This is a genomic window from Solibacillus sp. FSL K6-4121 (assembly GCF_038002585.1).
Classification (GTDB): domain Bacteria; phylum Bacillota; class Bacilli; order Bacillales_A; family Planococcaceae; genus Solibacillus; species Solibacillus faecavium.
In genome coordinates this window covers 186,252-207,902 of sequence record NZ_JBBOCS010000001.1, presented here as the reverse complement: position 1 = coordinate 207,902, position 21,651 = coordinate 186,252, and the positions used below count along the sequence as shown (strand labels likewise).

The 21,651-nt window shown below is 39.4% G+C and carries 20 protein-coding genes and 1 pseudogene; 20 read left to right on the top strand and 1 reads right to left on the bottom strand.

Annotated features, from left to right (window positions below):
- Positions 1 to 102 precede the first annotated feature (102 nt).
- The gene (locus MHH95_RS01105) at positions 103 to 1,653 is read left to right on the top strand and encodes a fatty acid--CoA ligase family protein (protein ID WP_340726120.1); all 1,551 of its coding nucleotides are present in this window, start codon (positions 103 to 105) and stop codon (positions 1,651 to 1,653) included.
- Between the two features lie 370 nt (positions 1,654 to 2,023).
- Complete coding sequence (locus tag MHH95_RS01100) at positions 2,024 to 3,997, top strand: S9 family peptidase (protein WP_340726119.1); 1,974 nt, start codon at positions 2,024 to 2,026, stop codon at positions 3,995 to 3,997.
- Between the two features lie 259 nt (positions 3,998 to 4,256).
- Here MHH95_RS01100 and MHH95_RS01095 read toward each other — a convergent pair.
- Positions 4,257 to 5,031: pseudogene (locus MHH95_RS01095) on the bottom strand (enoyl-CoA hydratase-related protein).
- A 112-nt stretch (positions 5,032 to 5,143) separates the two neighbouring features.
- Here MHH95_RS01095 and MHH95_RS01090 point away from each other — a divergent pair.
- From MHH95_RS01090 to rapZ, 18 genes are all read left to right on the top strand, one after another.
- On the top strand, positions 5,144 to 6,382 hold the full coding sequence (locus MHH95_RS01090) for an EAL and HDOD domain-containing protein (RefSeq protein WP_340726118.1): 1,239 nt from the start codon (positions 5,144 to 5,146) through the stop codon (positions 6,380 to 6,382).
- 98 nt (positions 6,383 to 6,480) lie between these two features.
- Positions 6,481 to 7,335, top strand: coding sequence for a YitT family protein (locus tag MHH95_RS01085; RefSeq protein ID WP_340726117.1), 855 nt, complete (start codon positions 6,481 to 6,483; stop codon positions 7,333 to 7,335).
- A 51-nt stretch (positions 7,336 to 7,386) separates the two neighbouring features.
- Entirely contained in the window at positions 7,387 to 7,698 is a 312-nt protein-coding gene (gene cccB / locus MHH95_RS01080) for a cytochrome c551 (RefSeq protein WP_340726116.1), read from the top strand.
- A 153-nt stretch (positions 7,699 to 7,851) separates the two neighbouring features.
- Positions 7,852 to 8,790 carry an HPr(Ser) kinase/phosphatase gene (gene hprK / locus MHH95_RS01075; RefSeq protein WP_191699516.1) on the top strand — a complete coding sequence of 313 codons (939 nt, stop codon included), beginning with the start codon at positions 7,852 to 7,854 and terminating at the stop codon, positions 8,788 to 8,790.
- Positions 8,791 to 8,818: 28 nt separating this feature from the next.
- Positions 8,819 to 9,703: a prolipoprotein diacylglyceryl transferase gene (lgt, locus tag MHH95_RS01070; protein ID WP_340726115.1), complete on the top strand. Its 885-nt coding sequence runs from the start codon at positions 8,819 to 8,821 to the stop codon at positions 9,701 to 9,703.
- A 267-nt stretch (positions 9,704 to 9,970) separates the two neighbouring features.
- On the top strand, positions 9,971 to 10,618 hold the full coding sequence (ppaX, locus tag MHH95_RS01065; protein ID WP_340726114.1) for a pyrophosphatase PpaX: 648 nt from the start codon (positions 9,971 to 9,973) through the stop codon (positions 10,616 to 10,618).
- Entirely contained in the window at positions 10,615 to 11,145 is a 531-nt protein-coding gene (locus MHH95_RS01060) for an acyltransferase (protein ID WP_340726113.1), read from the top strand. Before ppaX ends, MHH95_RS01060 begins: the two co-directional genes overlap by 4 nt.
- A gap of 289 nt (positions 11,146 to 11,434) precedes the next feature.
- Positions 11,435 to 12,595, top strand: coding sequence for an ATP phosphoribosyltransferase regulatory subunit (locus MHH95_RS01055; RefSeq protein ID WP_340726112.1), 1,161 nt, complete (start codon positions 11,435 to 11,437; stop codon positions 12,593 to 12,595).
- A gap of 3 nt (positions 12,596 to 12,598) precedes the next feature.
- Positions 12,599 to 13,222 (top strand): ATP phosphoribosyltransferase, encoded by a 624-nt coding sequence (gene hisG / locus MHH95_RS01050; RefSeq protein WP_191699521.1) that lies wholly within the window; start codon positions 12,599 to 12,601, stop codon positions 13,220 to 13,222.
- A gap of 14 nt (positions 13,223 to 13,236) precedes the next feature.
- Positions 13,237 to 14,520: a histidinol dehydrogenase gene (gene hisD / locus MHH95_RS01045; RefSeq protein ID WP_340726111.1), complete on the top strand. Its 1,284-nt coding sequence runs from the start codon at positions 13,237 to 13,239 to the stop codon at positions 14,518 to 14,520.
- Positions 14,517 to 15,110, top strand: a complete 594-nt coding sequence (gene hisB / locus MHH95_RS01040; protein WP_340726110.1) for an imidazoleglycerol-phosphate dehydratase HisB — start codon at positions 14,517 to 14,519, stop codon at positions 15,108 to 15,110. Before hisD ends, hisB begins: the two co-directional genes overlap by 4 nt.
- Positions 15,107 to 15,727: an imidazole glycerol phosphate synthase subunit HisH gene (gene hisH / locus MHH95_RS01035; RefSeq protein ID WP_340726109.1), complete on the top strand. Its 621-nt coding sequence runs from the start codon at positions 15,107 to 15,109 to the stop codon at positions 15,725 to 15,727. Before hisB ends, hisH begins: the two co-directional genes overlap by 4 nt.
- Positions 15,721 to 16,479, top strand: coding sequence for an imidazole glycerol phosphate synthase subunit HisF (gene hisF / locus MHH95_RS01030; RefSeq protein WP_340726108.1), 759 nt, complete (start codon positions 15,721 to 15,723; stop codon positions 16,477 to 16,479). Before hisH ends, hisF begins: the two co-directional genes overlap by 7 nt.
- The gene (gene hisIE, locus MHH95_RS01025) at positions 16,476 to 17,093 is read left to right on the top strand and encodes a bifunctional phosphoribosyl-AMP cyclohydrolase/phosphoribosyl-ATP diphosphatase HisIE (protein WP_340726107.1); all 618 of its coding nucleotides are present in this window, start codon (positions 16,476 to 16,478) and stop codon (positions 17,091 to 17,093) included. The genes hisF and hisIE overlap by 4 nt, the downstream gene beginning before the upstream one ends.
- Before the next feature lie 291 nt (positions 17,094 to 17,384).
- On the top strand, positions 17,385 to 18,911 hold the full coding sequence (locus MHH95_RS01020; protein ID WP_340726106.1) for a tetratricopeptide repeat protein: 1,527 nt from the start codon (positions 17,385 to 17,387) through the stop codon (positions 18,909 to 18,911).
- 77 nt (positions 18,912 to 18,988) lie between these two features.
- Positions 18,989 to 19,933: a thioredoxin-disulfide reductase gene (gene trxB / locus MHH95_RS01015; RefSeq protein ID WP_340726105.1), complete on the top strand. Its 945-nt coding sequence runs from the start codon at positions 18,989 to 18,991 to the stop codon at positions 19,931 to 19,933.
- 351 nt (positions 19,934 to 20,284) lie between these two features.
- Positions 20,285 to 20,755 (top strand): NUDIX hydrolase, encoded by a 471-nt coding sequence (locus tag MHH95_RS01010; RefSeq protein WP_340726104.1) that lies wholly within the window; start codon positions 20,285 to 20,287, stop codon positions 20,753 to 20,755.
- A gap of 5 nt (positions 20,756 to 20,760) precedes the next feature.
- Complete coding sequence (gene rapZ / locus MHH95_RS01005) at positions 20,761 to 21,651, top strand: RNase adapter RapZ (RefSeq protein ID WP_191699533.1); 891 nt, start codon at positions 20,761 to 20,763, stop codon at positions 21,649 to 21,651.

Genomic DNA, 21,651 nt, shown 5'->3' with positions numbered 1-21,651 from the left:
TCGGTATAAACGAGAGTTTGGTATTGTTTTATTAATATACTTATCTTATAATGCTAATAAAGTGAATATTGTTTCATTTTACGCATAAAGGGGATGGGTGTATTGAATTTAGTTGAAAAGGTAAGACAACAGGCTTTCGAACAACCAGAAAAAACAGCGTACTACTTTTTAGGCAAAGGCACGTCATACGGGGAATTGGAGCAAACCGTTGCGCGATTTGCTGCTGCCTTGGAAGATTTAGGTGTACAAAAGGGCGATCATGTCGCATTTTTACTTGGGAATACACCGCATTTCATCATCAGTCTTTACGCTTCTATGCGTATTGGTGCTGTGGCAATTCCGATTAATCCAATTTATACAGCAGATGAAATTTCCTATATTATTAAAAATGGTGACGTTAAGGTTGTTATCGCACTTGATTTACTTTTACCGCTTGTGGAAGCAGGGGTGCATAGATTACCACAAGTTGAACAGTATATTATTTGCGAAACGACACCGGAAATCGGTGAGAAATATGCGGCACTTTCGGATGCTGCTAAAGAAAAAACAAAGCTGTTTTCACAAGTACTGGCTACAACGGCTCGTACAACTGATCCGGTAGATTTAGCTCCGGACGATACAGCTATTATTTTATATACTTCCGGTACAACAGGTCATCCAAAAGGCGCAATGCTGACACATAATAACCTGTTTTCTAATGCACGTGATATTGGAGATTATTTGCAAATGACGACGGATGACCGTGTTATTGCAACATTACCAGTATTCCATGTATTTGCATTAACGGTTGTGGTGAACTCTCCATTAACGCGGGGAGCGACAATTTTATTGGCACCACGCTTTAGTCCAGGAGAAATTTTTGAACTAGCTTCGACATATAAGGCAACTGTATTTGCAGGAGTGCCGACAATGTTTAATTTCCTGTATCAGTATGAACAAGGTGATGTTTCGGCATTTTCAAGTGTTCGTTTAACAATTTCAGGGGGAGCATCATTACCAGTATCATTACTACATAACTTTGAGCAAAAGTTTAATGTACGAATCTCTGAAGGCTACGGTTTATCAGAAGCTTCACCGGTAACATGCTTTAATCCTATTGATCGCGAACGTAAACCGGGTTCAATCGGGCAGTCGATTGTGAATGTTGAAAATAAAATTGTTGATGAAAACGGCGAGGAAGTAGGAGTCGGTGAAGTCGGCGAATTGATCGTTCGTGGACCAAACGTAATGAAGGGCTACTACAAAATGCCGGAAGAAACGGCTGTTGCGATTCGTGATGGCTGGTTATATACAGGAGATTTAGCGAGCAGAGACGAGGAAGGGTACTTCTATATCGTTGATCGCAAAAAGGACTTAATAATTGTAGGCGGTTACAATGTGTATCCTCGTGAAGTAGAGGAAGTATTGTTCTCGCATGAAGGAATAGTAGAGGCAGCAGTTGTAGGCTTCCCTGACCGTGATTTTGGTGAGGCGGTACATGCATATGTTGTATTAAAAGATCCTTCTCTTACAGTTGAGGACATTCGAGCTTACTGTGCTAAGCATATCGTGAAATACAAAGTGCCGTCTGTTATTGAAATTTTGGACGAGCTTCCTAAGAATACAACAGGTAAAATTCTGCGACGCTCTTTAAAAGAAATCGCAAAAGCATAGCATACAAACACCTACTGCACTTGTGGTAGGTGTTTTGCTATTTGAAAAATACAAGGATTGCATTATGAGTGTAGAGACGGTGCCTACTACTGTAAGCACCGCCTATAAGCGTAACGCTATAAAGGCAGACACAATAGGTTTAGCGGGAGTCTCAAGCCGCAATAATAGCAGCAGTTTAGGTGGACGTTTACGGTGTGCCTTTACTGCTGCTATGTGGTTCCCACCAAAGATACAATGGCACTTAATAAAACCAATTCCTGAGGTTATTAGTCTTAAATATGAAAGTTATACTAATAATATTTTGAACTTTCAAATAAAAAATGTTAAAGTATTATTACGGAAATCGAAATAAATTTTAAGAGGTGTTATAATGGCAAACTATGTAACGAAAGAAAGTCTTTTTGAAATACAATCCATTACGAATCCAATACTTGCACCAAACGAGAAAGAAGCATTATTTATACGCACTCAATTGAATGAGAAGGAAAATAACTATAATGCTCATCTGTTTCATATTGATTTGGAAACAGGGGAATCAGCGCAGTGGACTTACGGCAATGAAAGAGTTTCAAGTCCACAATGGTCACCGGACGGCAAGCAAGTGGCGTTTTTGGTTAAGCGCAATGAAAAACAGCAGCTGTATATTTTAAATAGCCGTGGAGGAGAAGCCCAGGAAGTAACAACACTTCCGAATGGCGTCAATTCATACTTATGGAGTCCATGCGGTGAGAAGCTTTGGATTACGAGTACTGTAAAAAAAGGCTTGGGCATTACAGAGCAGGAAGAAAAAGAAGAGAAGAAAGTTCCAAAAGCATATGTAGTCGACAAAATGAAATACAAAGCAGATAGTGTTGGGTTATTACCTCAGGAACGTTATTCACAAATTGCGAAGGTCGATTTAGCAACAAAAGAAGTGAGTGCTTTTACAGAAGGTGATTATTCTCATAGTTTACAAGGGATTTCACATGATGGAAAAACATTGGTCATTGCAGTAAATCGTGCTGAAAATACGGATGATGTATTCCGTACACCACTATTTTTAGTTGATGTTGAGACGAAAGAAGAAGCAGTATTAATTGATGAAGATGGCTATTATGGTGGCGCGGAGTTTTCATTTGATGATCGTTATATAGCATTTGGCGGCTCAGACCATACATATAAAAACGCGACACATGGCCATGTTTATATTTATGATACAGAAACAAAAACAACGCAAAAGCTGACTGAGATGCTGGACGTACCAGTAGGGGATTACGCTGTTGCTGATATCCAGCAAGGTGTTGATGCTCCAACGGTCATTTGGACAGAAAATAATGATTTATATTTCCAAGTGTCTACTGAGGGAGATATCCGATTATATTATGCTACATTAGAGGGCGCAATTTATCCTGCATCACCTGAAAATGAACATGTATATGGATATGCCGTTTTCAAAAATGGTAACCGTGCCTTGATGACGGTTTCGAATCCGACATTCCCTGGTGAATTATTTGATTTTGATATTACAACGGGTGAGCGCAAACAGCTGACAACATTTAATGCAGAGTTTTTAGAATCAACAACACTTTCAACGCCGGAAGCTATCTCGTATACAGCGAAAGATGGTATCACTGTACACGGATGGATGATGAAGCCTGCTCAATATACTGAAGGCGAGAAATATCCTTTCATTGTGGAAGTACATGGTGGACCTCATACATTGTATGCGAATACATTTTTCCATGAAATGCAGTTATTAGCGGCAAAAGGGTACGGCGTATTATATGTGAATCCTCGTGGCAGTCATGGTTATAGCCAGGAATTTGTAGATGGTGTACGCGGTAAATATGGTGAAGGTGACTACGAGGATATTATGGCTGGTGTTGACTATGTATTGCACCATTATGCATGGATTGACGAGTCACGTTTAGGTATTACTGGTGGTAGCTACGGTGGATTTATGACGAACTGGGTTGTAGGACATACGAATCGCTTTAAAGCAGCTGTTACACAGCGTTCGATTTCAAACTGGATTAGCTTCTACGGGGTATCGGATATCGGCTATTACTTCTCTGAATGGCAAATGCTGGCGGATATGAATGATGTTGAAAAGCTATGGCATCATTCGCCGTTAAAGTATGCGGCAAATGTTGAGACACCGTTACTTATTTTACACAGTGAACGCGATTTCCGCTGTCCAATTGAGCAAGCAGAACAGTTGTATATTACATTAAAGCGTATGGGTAAAGAGGTTGGATTCGTCCGCTTCCCGGAATGTGATCATAACTTATCACGAACAGGGATTCCAAATTTACGACTAGAACGATTGGAGCAAATCACAGGTTGGTTTGAGAAATATTTATAAAAAGTAAGGGACTGGGACATAACCAAAAAAGCCATTTTTCTCCTTGAGAAAAATGGCTTTTTTTCTATGTGTAAAATTGATTTCCATTCCGGGACGCTTTCCGCGGGCACGGCCTGAGCCTGTAGTCTCAGGCGTCGTGCTGTTCCCGCAGGAGTCGCCCTCCATTCCAATCAATTTATAAAATATCCGTTTCTTACTATGTTTTTTAACCTTTTACAATCAAATTTCCACTTCTGTCCCAGTCTCTTTTTCAAGATTGTTATTTCCCTTTAAACTGTGGGGGTCTTTTTTCTGCAAAGGCGTTTAGTGCTTCAATGCGGTCCTCTGTAGGAATTGTCAGTTCATATGCTTTGCGTTCAATTTGCAAACCATTTTGAATGTCGGTTTTCATTCCTTGCTTCACGGAATTTAGCTTGCTGTAGAGCAATCGGTGCATTTTTTAAAATTAATGCCGCAAAATCAGCAGTTACTTCACGTAGATTTTCAAAAGGTGCTATTTTTGTGACCACGCCATATTGAAGCGCCTCTGCTGCAGTCATCCGTTTAGCAGTTAAAATAAGTTCGAGCGCTTTTGCTTCGCCGATTAAACGTGGCAGTCGCTGTGTACCGCCTGCACCTGGAATAATCCCTAAGCTTGTTTCCGTTAAGCCGAGTGAAATCTGGTCAGCAGCGATGCGGAAGTCACAAGCAAGTGCTAACTCAAGTCCTCCACCAAAAGCATATCCGTTTAAAACGCAAATTGTTGGCTGCGGTAATTGTTCAATCAGTGTAAACACTTCACCAAAGCGATTTAAATTTCGCTTTACAAGTGTGTCAGGCAATGTTTTACGTTCTTTTAAATCAGCACCAACAGAAAATGCTTTATCACCTGCTCCTGTAATCACGACAAGGCGAATATCAGGATGAATTTGAATAGATTCGATGACACTTCGTAATTGTTCAAGCATTTCAAAGTTAAAGGCATTTAACATATCCGGACGATTAAGGGTTACATATGCGATAAAATCTTTTTGGTCGTATTTTACAGTGTTCACATTTACTACCTCCTGATATTTTGTTACTCTAGTTTTATAGTACATTGTAAATGGTTTTAATTACAACAAATTACATTATAGTGAAAATATACTAGAATTAGGGAGGATTAAATTGGAAGTTTTCATCGGTAGACAACCAATATTTAATAAATACGAAGAAATCATTGCATATGAGTTGTTGTACCGAAATAATTACGTGAACAAGTTTCCGGATATTGATTCGGATACAGCGACAATCGAATTATTAATTAATTCATTTCTTTCCATAGGTATTAATGAAGTAGCAAATGGCAAACCGTCTTTTATTAATTTCACTGAAAATTTAATTATGCAAGATTCGGTAGACTTTTTAGAGCCTGAACAAGTAGTGATCGAAATACTGGAAAACATTTCAATTACTCCTGAACTAATTCAACAGCTAAAACACTTAAAAAGTGCAGGTTACAAGCTTGCTCTTGATGATTTTGTAATTGATGAGAAAGTTCTTGTATATGATGAACTTTTCCCACAGATTGATTATGTTAAAATTGACTTTTTGCATACAGCAGAACATGAGCGGATTGGGACAGAGAAGATTATTAAATCCAATTTCCCACACATTCAGCTTTTAGCAGAGAAGGTAGAAACGCGCGAGCAATTCGAAATTGCAAAACAATCGGGGTATTCTTTATTTCAAGGATACTTTTTTGAACAGCCCCAAATATTAACTGCAACCGATATACCAGCAAATATCTTTCAATATTTTCAAATTATATCTTTATTGCGTAATGATGAAGCGAATTTTGATTTATTGGCAGAAAATATCGAACGTGAGATTTCACTTTCATATCGGTTATTGAAGTTAATTAACGGATCCTCTAGGCGAACGAAAAAGAAGGTGCGTTCGATAAAGCAGGCAATATTAATGTTGGGACTGTTGGAACTGCGTCAATGGGTATACTTGCTAGCGATGCGTGAGTCGAATGTAAACCCTAATAACGATGTGTTTAAAGAGTTAATGTATGCATCGTTATTTAGAGCAAAAGCATGTGAAATAAGTGCTCGTTTAAATTATAAAAAAAATTACTCAGAGTACTTTTTAGTTGGGCTCTTTTCATTAATCGATTCTTTATTAAAACGTCCTATAAACGTTATTGTTACACAATTACCGTTGTCAGAAGATATTATAGAAACAATTTCTGGATCACAGACAGTTATGACGCCTTACCTTCAATTTAGCACAGCTTTAAGTAAGCTAGATTGGGAAAATATAATGCCGTTAGCCAATCGCTTAAATATTCCGAGCGATGAGATTTTACCAATGTATGAGGAAATAAAAGGATGGGTAAATGATACGCTTAATATGAAATAATCGGTACAGCTCTACGTCCTCTTTACTTTAATGAAGTTCTCATTTTATGTTGGATTTGCTATAATTCAAAGGAATTTGCAAAAGAAGCGAGGATTAATATGACGTATAGTTCACAACATTCAGTGAAAGATAGTATAAAAGAGTATTTATTTGTCATTATAGGAGCGGCAGTCATTGCCTTTGGTTTTAATGTATTTTTATTTCCAAACCAAGTTGCTTCTGGCGGGGTTAGTGGGATAAGTACTATTTTGCATGGTATGTTCGGCTGGAATGCCGGCATAGTACAATATGCATTTAATATTCCTTTATTTATCGCAGGAGTACTTGTACTTGGGAAGAAATTCGGCATTAAATCATTTATCGGTACGATTGCGTTACCTTTTTTCGTTATTTTAACGGCAGACTGGGATGCATGGACGTTAAATCCGTTATTAGGGTCGATTTTTGGTGGGATTGTTGTCGGCTTAGGTATTGGACTTGTATTTAAAGGAAATGCTTCAACAGGTGGTACAGATTTACTTGCACAAATTATAACAAAATTTACAGGCCTGACTTTAGGGACGAGCGTATTGTTCATTGATGGCGTTATCGCTGTTAGTGCGGCAATTGTTTTTGATTTGGAAAAAGGACTTTATGCTTTAATCGGTCTTTATGTCACAACAAAAACGATTGATATTGTGCAGCTTGGTTTTAGCCAATCGAAAATGGTTTATATCATTACTCGAAAGGAAACAGAAGTGCGCGATGCGATTTATAAAGAAGTTAATCGTGGGATTACGAGGCTTCCAGCATATGGTGGCTATACGGGTGAGGAACGGCCAGTATTGATGGTTGTCGTCTATCAAACAGAGTTCACAAAGCTGAAACAAGTGTTGAAAGCCATTGATCCAGAAGCGTTTGTTATCGTTTCAGATGCTTATGAAGTGCTAGGAGAAGGTTTCAAAAAAGTATAAGTTTGTTATAATTAGCAGTGGATTAGTAAAACGTTTTTGGAGGGGTTTAGAGTGAAAAAAGGTTTACTTACATTAGTATTTGGATCAGCGCTATTTTTAGCAGCATGTGGTGGGGATGATTCGGCAACAAACGGCGAAACTGCAGAAGTTGATGGAGAAAAAATCGTTAAACAATCCTGTGCAACATGTCATGGTGGTCAATTACAGGGTGGCAGTGCTCCGGCATTGGATAAATTAGGAGCAAAATATTCTGAAGAAGAAATTTTAGATATTATTTTAAACGGTAAAGACCGTATGCCTCCTGGGATTGTAAAAGGTGAAAAGGCTGAAGCGGCTGCAGAGTATTTAGCAACTTTAAAATAACAAACGAAACGATGGGCAAATGAGCTTCATCGTTTTTTTATTGGGCTATTTTTAGCGGTTCCGTGAAGAAAAGTAAGTTCGTTTTATATTGGAAATTTATAAGTCATGTTAAAATACTATATAGATGTCTGGAGATAGGAGCGTACCAAATTCATGATTCAAGTAATTGCGAAAGATGTTATGGAAAAATTCAATTTAAAGCTGATTAGTGGTGAAGAAGGAATTGGACGTTATATAACGACTAGTGATATTTCAAGGCCAGGTTTGGAAATGGCGGGGTACTTTACCCATTATCCGGCTGATCGTGTCCAGCTATTAGGGAAAACAGAGCTATCATTTTTTGAAATGCTGCCTGAAGAAGATAAAATCAGCCGAATGAAGCGCCTCTGTTCCGATGAAACACCAGCTATTATTATTTCGCGTGATTTACAGGTGCCGAAAGAGCTTATCGATGCATCCAACGAAAATCATGTACCTGTATTTGTAACAAATCAAACTACAACGTGGTTTTCAAGCCGGTTAACCAACTTTTTAGAAAGTAAGCTTGCCCCGACAACGGCAGTGCATGGTGTTCTTGTCGATGTATATGGGATTGGTGTATTAATAATGGGGAAAAGCGGTGTCGGTAAAAGTGAAACAGCACTTGAGCTAGTAAAAAAAGGGCATCGTTTAGTAGCGGATGATAGCGTTGAAATCCGCCAAGAAGGGGAAAATATGCTTGTCGGGAGCCCCCCGCCATTATTGGAGCATTTGCTTGAAATACGCGGAATCGGTATCATTGATATTATGACACTATTTGGCGCAAGTGCTATTCGTCCATATAAGCGGATTACGTTAATTATCGAGCTGGAAACGTGGGATCCTGAAAAGTTTTATGATCGTCTAGGTCTTGATGAAGAGAAGATGAAAATTATTGATACAGACGTAACGAAACTTACTGTTCCTGTTCAGCCTGGTCGAAATGTATCGGTAATTATTGAAGTGGCTGCTATGAATTATCGTCTGAAAAAAATGGGTGTTAATGCAGCAGAGGAATTTTCACGTCGTTTAGATGATATGCTTGTCGTAAATGATGAAATGGATGATTATTAATGGAGTAGGTAGTAGAAGGGAGAATTTTATGGGTACAAATTTATTAGCGATTAATCCGGTCGCATTTCACCTTGGATCATTTCCGGTGAACTGGTATGGCATTATAATTGGATTAGGTATTGTTATTGCTTACTTTTTAGCACAAAAGGAGTCGGTACGCCGTGGATTCGACCAAGAATTTATAGCTGATTTACTCATTTGGGCAATACCGATTTCGATTTTATCAGCACGTGCGTATTATGTTGTGATGAAGTGGGACTATTATAGTCAAAATCCAGGACGCATTATTGAAATTTGGAATGGTGGTATTGCGATCCACGGTGCCTTAATTGGGGCATTTATTACGGCTTATATATTCACTAGAAAGCGTAAAGTGAGCTTTTTGAAATTAGCCGATATTGCTGCACCGAGTATTTTAGTCGGGCAAATTATTGGTCGCTGGGGAAATTTCGTCAACCAGGAAGCTTACGGTGGACCAGTGTCGCGTGAATTTTTGGAAGGTTTATTTATTCCGAACTGGATTATCGAACAAATGTATATTAGAGAAGAAGGTACATATGTCCACCCGACATTTTTATATGAATCATTATGGAATGTTGTCGGATTAGTAATTTTACTGTTTGCTCGTAAATTGAATTGGCGACGCGGGGAAATGTTTTTCTTCTATTTAATATGGTATTCAGTAGGCCGATTCTTTATCGAAGGATTGCGTACGGATAGTTTATATATAGGGGACGAGTTACTGCGTTCTGCACAGGTTGTATCTATTATTGGAATAGCTGTTGGTATTATCGGTATTATTTACCGCCGAGTGTATGTTAAACCAGCTGTGCATTATTTAGATGAGGAAAAAAACCCAGCAAAACCAGCAGCAAATAAAAGTAAAAAGAAAAATAACAATAAAAAGAAATAATAGTACTGAGGCTGGGACATAAATCTTTGTATAAGGGAAATACTCTTATGAAGAAATTGATATTATATGAATTGATTGGAGTGAAGGGGCGACTCCTGGGGGAAAAGCACGACGCCTGAGACTACAGGCTCAGGCCGTGCCCCCGGAAAGCGTCCCCGGAACGGAAATCAATTCTGGCAGAAGTAGAAAAATATCTATTTTTTCTTTGGGAAAATAGATATTTTTCGTTTTGTCCCAGGCTCTTTTTAAAAGAAAGAGGCCATGGTTATGAAAACAAAAGCGTTGTTATTTGATTTTGATGGTACGTTACTGAATACAAATGATTTGATTATCCAAACGTTTATGTATATTTTTGACGAAAGATTTCCCGGGCAATATTCGACAGTAGATTGCCTGAAATTCATCGGTCCGTCATTAAAACAGACTTTTGACGAATTAACACCTGGTGAAACAGAAATAATGATTGCGAAATATAGAGAGTGGAGTGCGGCAAACCATGATTCGTTAGTTACCGGCTATGAAGCGGTAGTTGAAACTTTGGAAGAGCTGCATGCATTAGGAATTAAAATGGCCATTGTTTCTACAAAAAGCAGAGAAGGGTTAGCTCGCGGAATGAAAATTTTACAAGCAGAGCACTTATTTGATGCGATTGTCGGATTAGATGATGTCGAACATGTAAAACCACATCCTGAGCCGGTTCTTTTAGCATTACAAAAGCTTGGCGTTGATCGAAGTGAAGCAATTATGATTGGTGATAACTCGCATGATATTGAAGGCGGGAAGAATGCCGGTGTTCGAACAGCTGGTGTTGCCTGGTCTGCAAAGGGTGTCGACTACTTAATGTCTTATGAACCGACATATATGCTGCACCATATGCGTGATTTACTTGAAATTGTGAAAGGGGAGTCTTCATGAGGAGAACCGAACGCTATCGTGTACAAAATGCTAATTCATTGTGGAATGTATATGAAACGGTTTCGTTTTGGAAAGTAATGAAGTGCTTTATCGTAATCCAAATTGGACGTATTACACCTGTTATGGCTTGGAAAAATTGGCTGTACCGAACGTTTTTGAAAATGAAAATCGGCAAACAAGCCTCACTGGCGCTAATGGTTATGCCGGATTCGATGTTTCCGGAGCGTATTTCGGTAGGAGATAATTCCATCATCGGCTTTAATACGACAATTTTAGCTCACGAATATTTAATCGAGGAATATCGATTAGGTGATGTAGAAATCGGCAGAAATGTTATGGTTGGTGCAAACTCAACGATATTACCGGGAGTAAAAATTGGAGACGGGGCTATTGTTTCTGCTGCAACACTCGTTCATAAAGATGTCCCAGCTGGCGCAATGGCAGGAGGCAATCCGATGCGTATTATCTTCACTGCTGAGCAGATGGCAGAACGAAAAAAGAACGATCAGCCTGTATGGCAAAATTAAATTTGGAGACACTTTGCTACGGCGGGGTGTCTTTTTTAGTCTCGTCACATTTGCGGCAAATGAAAACTACTTGCAAACCCTTTGCCTAAGATATTTAACCATATATGATATATAATGAATTGATATATCAGAAAATTAAATTATTGAATATTCAACAATTCCATTGACTATGGAAACTAGTAGCAGTAAAATACTTTCATACACTAGTAATTCATTACTCTAGCGAAGTGAAGTGAAATTACGAAACAGGAAATAATATTTTATTTAAAAAAGTTTAGGATGTGTCAAAATGTCATCGATAAAAATGTTTGAAAAACCTCTTGGGATGCGCGATACATTTCCCGATATATATGAAAAACTTGAATTAATTCGATCGACTGGTCGAGAACTGTTGCATACTCGTGGTTATGAGTTTATTAAAACGCCCTCTGTAGAATATTACGATACAGTGGGGAAAGCATCGGCAATTTCTGATGCTCGTCTATTTAAACTTGTTGATAGTCAGGGGAATACACTTGTATTACGCCCGGATATGACAACACCCATTGCACGTGTAGCGACTTCAAAATTATTAAAGGAAAAAATACCACAGCGCTTAGCCTATTTTGCGAATGTATTCAGAGCACAGCAACGTGAAGGTGGGCGCCCAGCGGAATTTGACCAAATGGGTATTGAATTAATCGGCGACAATTCAGTGTTTGCTGATGCGGAAGTCATTATGACCGCAATTGATTTAGTAAAGAGCTTTAATATTACTGATTTCAAAGTTACGATCGGACATGCCGGCGTATTAAGTCGCATATTAAAGGATTATACAGAGAGTGATGAACAGGCTCTTCATTTAAATGATTTACTCGTACAACGGAATTTTGTAGGGTTTGAAGAAGCTGTATTGGCATTTGATTTACCCAAAACAAAATCTGATGCATTGTTGGCCTATATTGAAGAAGCCATTAGAGTCCCTTCTATAGAAGCTATTGAAAAATATGTCCGAAAAAATGATGCGCTTGAATATATGCGCAGCTTAGCAAAAATTTTGGATGCTGCTGGGTATGATGAATACATAGCATTCGATTTCACATTGTCGAGCCATATGAGCTATTACACAGGGATGTTATTTGAAGTATTTGCTTCAGGCAGTGGTTTCCCGTTAGGAAATGGTGGTCGTTATGATGGATTGCTTCAGCAATTCGGTTCGCAAGTTGGCGCGACTGGTTTTGGATTACGTGTAGATCGCGTTTTTGAAGCGATGCCAAAGATCGATATTGTAACAGACAATGTGCTTGTATTATTTGAGTCAGAGCGTTTTTCTGAAGCTTTACAGACGGTGAAGCTTTTACGTGAACAAGGTAAGCAAGTGACGTTCCAATCATATGAGGGAATCGAAAATATTGAAGCTTTGAAGGCACATTATAAAATAGTTAATGAATTTAAAAGCAGGGAGGCATAAGCAATGACAGAGCTAACAATCGCGATGCCAAAAGGCAGAATTTTTGAAGAGGCATATGAAATGCTGCTCGAGGCTGGTTTCAACCTTCCTGAAGAAGTAGAAATGTCCCGTAAACTAATGATTGAAATTCCAGAGGAAAAGATTAGCTTTATTTTAGCGAAGCCTATGGATGTGCCGGTATATGTAGAGCATGGTGTAGCAGATATTGGAATTGCGGGGAAAGATGTACTGCTTGAGCAACGTCGTACTGTTCATGAGCTGCTCGATTTAAAGATTAGTGAATGCTATATTGCTTCAGCAGGTTTACCGAATACGACGATGAGTGAAATCGCACCACGTATTGCGACGAAATATCCGAATATTGCGTTGAAATATTATAAAGGTATCGGTGAGCAAGTTGAAATTATTGAGCTGAATGGTTCGATTGAGCTTGCACCGATGATTGGCTTAGCGGATCGCATTGTCGATATCGTATCAACAGGACGTACATTAAAGGAAAATGGTCTCGTGGAATATGAGCATATTGCCGAAGTCTCATCACGTTTGATTGCCAATCCTGTAAGCTATCGTATGAAAAGCGACCGTATTCAGGATTTAGTTACGCGCTTAAAAAAATGTGTGAAATAAGAGAGGCTAAATAGATGAAAATAACAATTTTAAACGACGATATTTCTTTAAAACGCCAACTCGAGCAAGGCAACGAGCAGCAGCTGCAAACCGTTCGTGAAGTAATTCAGCAAGTACGAACAGAAGGGGATGCGGCAATTAAATATTATAGTGAAAAATGGGACGGTTTTGCACCTGAAAATTTACGTGTCTCGGAGCAGGAAATTGTTGAGGCTGTAAAAAATTTCGATCAGCAATTATATATCGATTTACAGGAGGCAGCAGATAATATTCGCCTTTACCATAATGAACAAAAGCGTAGTGGCTTTCACTTGCCGTTAGCGGATGGTTCGTATTTAGGGCAGCGGATTACACCCCTAGATGCAGTAGGGCTTTATGTACCGGGTGGCTCAGCGGCTTATCCTTCTTCTGTTTTAATGAATGTTATTCCGGCGCAAGTTGCAGGGGTAAAGCGTATTGTCATCACATCACCAGCAGGAAATGATGGGAAGCTGCCGGATGCTGTATTAGTGGCAGCCCATATTTTAGGTGTGACGGAAATTTATAAAGTAGGCGGTGCACAGGCGATTGCGGCACTAGCATATGGAACAGAAACAATAGCACCAGTAGATAAAATTACGGGTCCGGGAAATATATTTGTGGCATTAGCAAAACGTGAAGTATTTGGCGAAGTAGCAATTGATATGATTGCAGGGCCATCTGAAATTTGCGTTTTGGCGGATGAAACTGCCTATGCTGATGAAATTGCGGCAGATCTTTTATCACAGGCAGAGCATGATGCACTGGCTTGCGCGGTACTCATTACGACGAGTGATGATTTGGCAGATGCGGTATCAGACCAGGTAGAAATCCAATTATCCAAATTGCCGCGTGAAGCAATTGCCAGAAAATCAATCGAAAACTTTGGTCATATTTATGTTGCTGAATCGATGAAAGAAGCGGTGCGAGCGGTGAATTCATTAGCACCGGAACACTTGGAAGTTGTAACGGAAAATGCCGAAAAGGTTTCGGAAATGATTACACATGCGGGTGCTATTTTTATCGGGCGTTATAGCTCTGAGCCAGTGGGCGATTATTTTGCCGGTACGAATCACGTATTACCTACAAATTCAACAGCACGGTTTGCAAGTGGGTTAAATGTGGATGATTTTATTAAACGAACGAGCGTTGTTTATTACAGCGAAAAAACTTGGAAACAAAATTCGCCGAAAATTGCACGTCTTGCACGACTTGAAGGGTTGGAAGGACATGCAAGAGCAGTAGAATCACGGGGCTGGGATAAAGGAGAAGAAGAATGACACGTTTTGCGAAAATCGAACGAAATACAAATGAAACAAAAATTGCAGTAGAGCTTAATATAGATGGATCTGGGCAAGCTGAAATAAAAACAGGTGTCGGTTTTATGGACCATATGCTGGATTTGTTTATAAAGCACGGGTTATTTGACGGGAAAATTATTGCAAATGGCGACACTTGGATAGATGACCACCATACGACAGAGGATATTGGTATCGTATTAGGTCAAGTATTCCGTGAAGCATTGGGCGATAAAAAAGGGATCAAACGTTACGGAACTGCATTTGTACCGATGGATGATGCATTGGCACAGGTTGTGGTGGATTGTTCGAACCGTCCGCACTTGGAATACCGTATTACACCTGAACTTAATGCCAAGGTAGGGTCATTTGATACAGAACTTGTGCATGAGTTTTTATGGAAGTTTGCGTTAGAGGCGCGCATTAATTTACATGTCCTCGTTCCTTATGGACATAATACACACCATATTATTGAAGCAGTTTTTAAAGCATTAGCACGTGCCTTAGATCAAGCGGTTCAAATTGACCCGCGTGTGAAAGGCGTGCCATCAACAAAGGGGCTGTTAACGTGAAAATTGGTGTAATTGATTATGGAATGGGTAATTTATTCAGTGTTGAGCAGGCGTTGAAGCGACTTAATGTTGAAGTCATTGTGTCAAATGACAAAGCGGAACTGGAAACAGCAGATGCTTATGTTTTGCCAGGTGTTGGTGCCTTTCCAGATGCAATGAAGCGTTTAAAGGAAAAGGGTTTAATTGATTTCATTCGCAATACGAAAAAGCCGTTACTCGGAATTTGCTTAGGAATGCAGTTATTGTTCGAAGAAAGTGATGAAGTAGCTGTAACGGAAGGGCTAGGTATTTTTAAAGGGCGTATTCAACGTTTTGAAGGAGTTTCCCGCATTCCGCATATGGGATGGAATGACTTAACATTGCAGCATACGCCAAGCTGGCTGGATAGAGATAACCTGCCTGCAGCACGCCATGTATATTTTGTCCATTCATTTTATGCGAGTGGATTGGATGAGAAGGAACGGGTTGCTTCGGCAGACTATGAACATATACAAGTGCCTGGGATTGTGGCAAAGAACAATTTTACAGGTATGCAGTTCCATCCGGAGAAGTCAGGACCGTTTGGTATGCACTTGTTGACGGCTTGGGCAGAAGGAGTGAAAGAAGGCGTATGTTAACGAAGCGCATTATTCCATGTTTAGATGTAAAAGAAGGACGCGTAGTAAAAGGGATACAATTTGTTGAACTGAAAGATGCAGGCGATCCGGTAGAATTAGCAAAATTTTATGATGAGCAAGGTGCGGATGAGCTCGTATTTTTAGATATTTCGGCTTCACATGAAGGACGTGAAACGATGGTCGATGTTGTCCGTCAAACAGCATCAGCGTTAGCCATTCCTTTTACTGTAGGTGGCGGCATTCGTACTATTGAAGATATGAAACGGATTTTACGTGCCGGTGCAGATAAAGTGTCGGTTAATACATCTGCTTTAGAGCGTCCAGAGCTTATAAAAGAAGGCGCGGATTACTTTGGTGCACAGTGCATCGTTTGTGCGATTGATGCGAGATATTCCGAAGAAGACGGTACATGGATGGTGTATACACACGGTGGCCGTAACAAAACTTCATGGAAAGCTATCGATTGGGCAAAAGAAGCGGTAAAACTAGGTGCAGGGGAAATTCTACTTACATCGATGAACCAAGACGGTGAGAAATCTGGTTTTGATTTAGCGTTAACGAAGGCCGTTCGTGATGCGGTTACAGTACCGGTTATTGCAAGTGGCGGTGCGGGTAATGCTGAACATTTCCGTGAAGTCCTGCAGGATGTTGATACAGATGCCGCACTTGCTGCGAGCATTTTCCACTATAAAGAAACGAGCGTAGCAGAAGTGAAAAGCTACTTAAAAGAAAAAGGGGTACGTGTACGATGAATGTTAAATTTAATGAACAAGGGCTAATTACAGCAGTAGTACAGGATGCCCGATCAAAAGAAGTATTAACGGTTGCTTATATGAATGAGGAATCCCTACAAAAAACAATTGAAACGAATGAAACTTGGTTTTACTCTCGTTCTCGCCAGGAGCTATGGCATAAAGGGGCTACAAGTGGTAATACACAAAAGGTTGTTTCAATTAAAACAGATTGTGATCAAGATGCATTAGTAGTTGAAGTTGTTCCTGCGGGCCCAGCTTGCCATAATGGTACAACATCTTGCTTTACAGAAAGCTTGGTAGAAAACGAACGACCTGGTACTGTAGCAATTTTACCGCAGCTTGTGGAAGTAATTAAACAGCGTGAAATCGATATGCCTGAAGGGGCGTACACGACGTATTTATTCGATAAAGGTATCGATAAAATCTGTAAAAAAGTTGGCGAAGAGGCAACAGAGGTAGTAATCGGGGCGAAAAACCGTGACAAGGAAGAAGTGAAATGGGAATCCGCTGACCTTCTTTATCACTTGCTTGTGTTACTTCAAGAACAAAAAGTGGATGTATATGAAGTGCTTGATGTCCTACAAAAAAGACATGAAGGTAAGAAGCAATAATCACAAGAGAATTTCCGTTGTTTGCAAACATGATTTAAGTACATATTTGCTACATATGCTATAATGGAAAGAATTGATTAAGGGACGACACTTGTGCGTTCCTTATTTCTTTGTTTATTTCTCAGTAGTTGTCAAAAGGCTGCTGAACGAAATAAAAACTTCGGATGGTTGTCTACTTCCTATTAGAGGATGTACTGATGCCGAGGCGTATTTTACTACAATTGAGCATACGATACACTTCGTATTGAATTATATAAAGGTATTGAACGGAAATGACTCGGAGGAATTTTATTGGAAAATAAACGTTTAAAAGCAAATGCATCAAATGTCGTGTCGTTTGTTCCGAATGGTGATTATTATTATAGCGTAGCATTAAAAGCAATTGAGCGGGATGAAATGGATAAAGCCTATAAGTTTATTAAGCGAGCAGCAGATTTAAGTCCGGATGACGCGCACGTGTTATTGCAATATGGCATTTTAGAAATGGAATTGCAAAACTTTGAGCATGCCTATGAATTGATCCATACCGCTTATAGTTTAGAGCCGGATGAATCCGAAATTATATTTATGATGGCAGAAGTTTCAGGCTGTATCGGACATATTGCTGATGCACAAAAGTACGCAGCCCGCTATTTGGAAATGGAACCTAATGGTGCTTACCTAGAGGATGCTTCTGAAATATTGGAATTTGTCGACTATGTAGGCGAAGAGATGGATGATATGGACGAATTTGAAGGGGCAAAGCATGTAGCGCAGGAAAAAGCTCGTCGTCACATGGAACAAGGGGATTTCCAAGCTGCAATTGAAATGTTGGAGCAAATTATTGAGGAATACCCGGATTTGTGGAATGCGTACAATAACTTGGCGTTAGCCTATTTTTATGTTGGCGATGCTGAACAGGCGCGCGCACTTTTATATAAAGTGTTGCGTGAAAACACGGGGAATCTCCATGCAATGTGTAACTTAGCGGTGTTTGCCTATTATGAGAGAAACACAGAAGAGCTTGAGAATCTCCTTTCAATATTAAAGAAAATCCAACCTTTTGAATGGGATAATCGCTATAAGCTAGGTGCAACATTGGCATTGATCGGTCAATATGATGAAGCGTATAAATGGCTGCGTTCAATGAGTAAAAAGGGATATGAAGGGGATCCAGGCTTTTATTTTTGGCTTGCCCAATCAGCCTACTTTACAGGACATGAAGCAGTAGCCAATGAATCATGGAAATTGCTGATTCAGTTGGACCCTTCAAAAGAAGGTATGGAGCCATGGAAAAGTAATGAAGGAACGATTTTCGGTAACTCGGCTGAAAATCATCGGGAATTCATTATTCGCCAATTATCGGATGAGCATGAATCAAGCCGGTTATTCGGACTTTTTCTATTAAAGCGTTCTGCGTATAAGCAGGAGATTGTAGCACATCCTACTATTTTAAATGTTGCTAGTTTTTCGGACTTGGAAAAACTATGTCTGGCCTATGCCCTTGAATATGATTTCGATAAAAAAAGTAATGAGGAAAAGCACTTTTTACGTTTTATGGAAGTGGCGGAACTTATAACAGAAAAAAATGAATCGATTTCACTTGAAGTAGCACAAATATTAAGCACGTGGTTTGCACTAGGCGAAATCGCTTTCCAGCAAGGGTATGCGTTTAAAAATAGTGCTGCATTGGCTGCTGCGGTTGAATATTCATATAACATCGCACTTGAAAAAAAGATAACGAAAAAGGCGATTGCAGGCAAATACGGTATTACAACTGCGACATTAACGAAGTATAGTGATGAATTGTACGAATTCATACCGGCTGACTTTGAATAGGGCAGTATATTTGTATTTATCCAAGCAATCTTATACGATAAAAATATCGTAATGGTATACGCAAGAGGAGGATCAACATGTCTGAAGAAAAAATTTATGATGTAGTAATTATCGGAGCAGGTCCGGCAGGTATGACGGCTGCGGTTTATGCATCACGCGCAAACTTAGCAACATTAATGATTGAACGTGGTATTCCTGGTGGTCAAATGGCTAGTACTGAAGAAGTGGAAAACTACCCAGGTTTCGATACAATTTTAGGACCAGAGCTATCTACAAAAATGTTCGAGCACGCGAAAAAGTTCGGTGCAGAATATGCTTACGGTGATGTTTCCGAAGTAATCGATGGTGAAGAATATAAAATTATCGTTTCAGGGAAAAAACAATACAAAACACGTACAATAATTATTACAACAGGTGCAGAATATAAAAAATTAGGCATTCCAGGTGAAACAGAGCTTGGAGGTCGTGGTGTAAGTTATTGTGCTGTATGTGATGGTGCATTCTTTAAACAAAAGAACCTAATTGTAATCGGTGGGGGCGACTCAGCTGTTGAAGAAGGTATTTATTTAACACGCTTCGCAGACAAAGTAACAATTGTTCACCGCCGTGATAAATTACGTGCTCAAAAGATTATACAAGATCGTGCATTTGCCAATGAAAAAATTGATTTCATCTGGAATACACAAGTGAAGGAAATTCATGAAGTGGACGGCAAAGTAGGGAAAGTAACATTAGTTTCAACGGTTGATGGCACTGAAAAGGAAATGCAGGCAGATGGCGTATTCGTATATGTGGGCACGCTTCCATTGACAGCTCCTTTTGCTTCACTGAATATTTTAAATGAAGCAGGCTACATTTTAACAAATGAAAAAATGGAAACAGCTATTCCGGGTATTTATGCAGCGGGTGATGTCCGTGAGAAAATGCTGCGCCAAATTGTAACAGCTACTGGCGATGGCAGTATTGCTGCACAATCAGCCCAACATTACATCGAAGAAATAAAAGAAAAAATAAATCAATAAATCCTTAACATAAATGTAATCATATCGTTACAAAATAAGGGTATACTAAAAGTAGAATTTGTTTTAACCCCCTTATATTTTTATCCTTAGGTTGTTTCAAGCGCGATCTGCGCTGAAACAACCTCTTTTTGTGCGGAATTATAGATACTCAGCCCTCAATCCTTTATTTACTAATGGGACAAATGGTACGAGTACTTTTACGTAATGCCTGGGACAAGGTATAATAGAAATATAAGCATTAGGAAAAGAAATTTAGCGTACAATAGCGTGAGAGGCTATCTGTACTTTATGTGGATTATCTTGAAAGTCATAAATTGATATCCACAAATGAAAGAATTGAGGTGATTACGTATGCAGCGTATTACAAATTTACTTGCAATAAAAGATGGCAAAGTGCTGTTGCTCCAAAAACCGAGAAGAGGTTGGTTTGTTGCGCCCGGCGGCAAGATGGAGCTGGGAGAATCCATCTATGAATCAGCTGTTCGCGAATTTCAGGAAGAAACGAATTTAAAGCCTGAAAATGTTCATTTAAAAGGCATTTATACAATGGTTATAAAAAATGGAGATACAGTCGTAGATGAATGGATGCTCTATACATTTATTGCAACAGATGTAGAAGGAACACCGTTTGTGGAAACACGTGAAGGCATTTTGGACTGGTATCCAATAGAGCAATTAAACGACCTTCCGATGGCAGCAGGTGACCGCACAAATTTATTATTTGCAACAGCAAGCCAAGGAATGCAATATGGTACATTTGAATATACAGAGGATTTTGAGCTATTAAGTGAAACCATTCAACACTCGATAGAACAAAACTAGAGGAGATGAAACAAGTGGGTAGTTCGAGCTTTACACATGAGTTAGTTATTATTACAGGAATGTCAGGGGCGGGCAAAACGGTCGCAGTTCAAAGCTTTGAAGATTTAGGCTATTACTGTGTTGATAATTTACCACCGGAACTTTTGACTACTTTTTTAGCACTAATGAAAGATTCCGAAAAGAAAATTTCACGTATCGCGGTCGTAATGGATTTACGTGGGAGAGAATTTTTTGGGTCGTTAATTGAATCGCTCGATGCGTTAATGAATGAAGAGGACATTTTACTCCGGATTTTATTTTTAGAGTCCGACGATGCCACTTTAGTTCGACGTTATAAAGAATCTCGTCGTTCACACCCACTTGCAACACAAGGCTTACCATTGGAAGGAATTCAACAGGAACGGGAATTACTTTCTGAGGTAAAAGGCCGTGCAAAAACAATTGTAAACACATCTAAGTTGAAACCCCGGGAATTACGCGAACGCATTGCACAGGAATTTTCAAATATGAGCAGCCCGACTTTTTCACTTAATATTATGTCATTTGGCTTTAAGCATGGCTTACCGATCGATGCCGATTTAGTGTTTGATGTACGTTTCTTGAAAAATCCTTATTATGTTGAGGAATTGCGTCATAAAACCGGTCTTCAGACAGAGGTTTCTTCCTATGTGCTTGCAACAGAAGAAACACAGCAGCTCATTGCCAAGTTAACGGACTTGTTTACGTTTATGATTCCACATTATCGCAGTGAAGGAAAGTCGCAGTTAGTAATCGCATTTGGCTGTACAGGTGGACAACATCGCTCGGTAACACTCGCTGAATACTTTGGCAAACTGTTAGCAAAAAATGATCAAGTCATCATTTCACATAGAGATATCAATCATAGAAAGGATTGA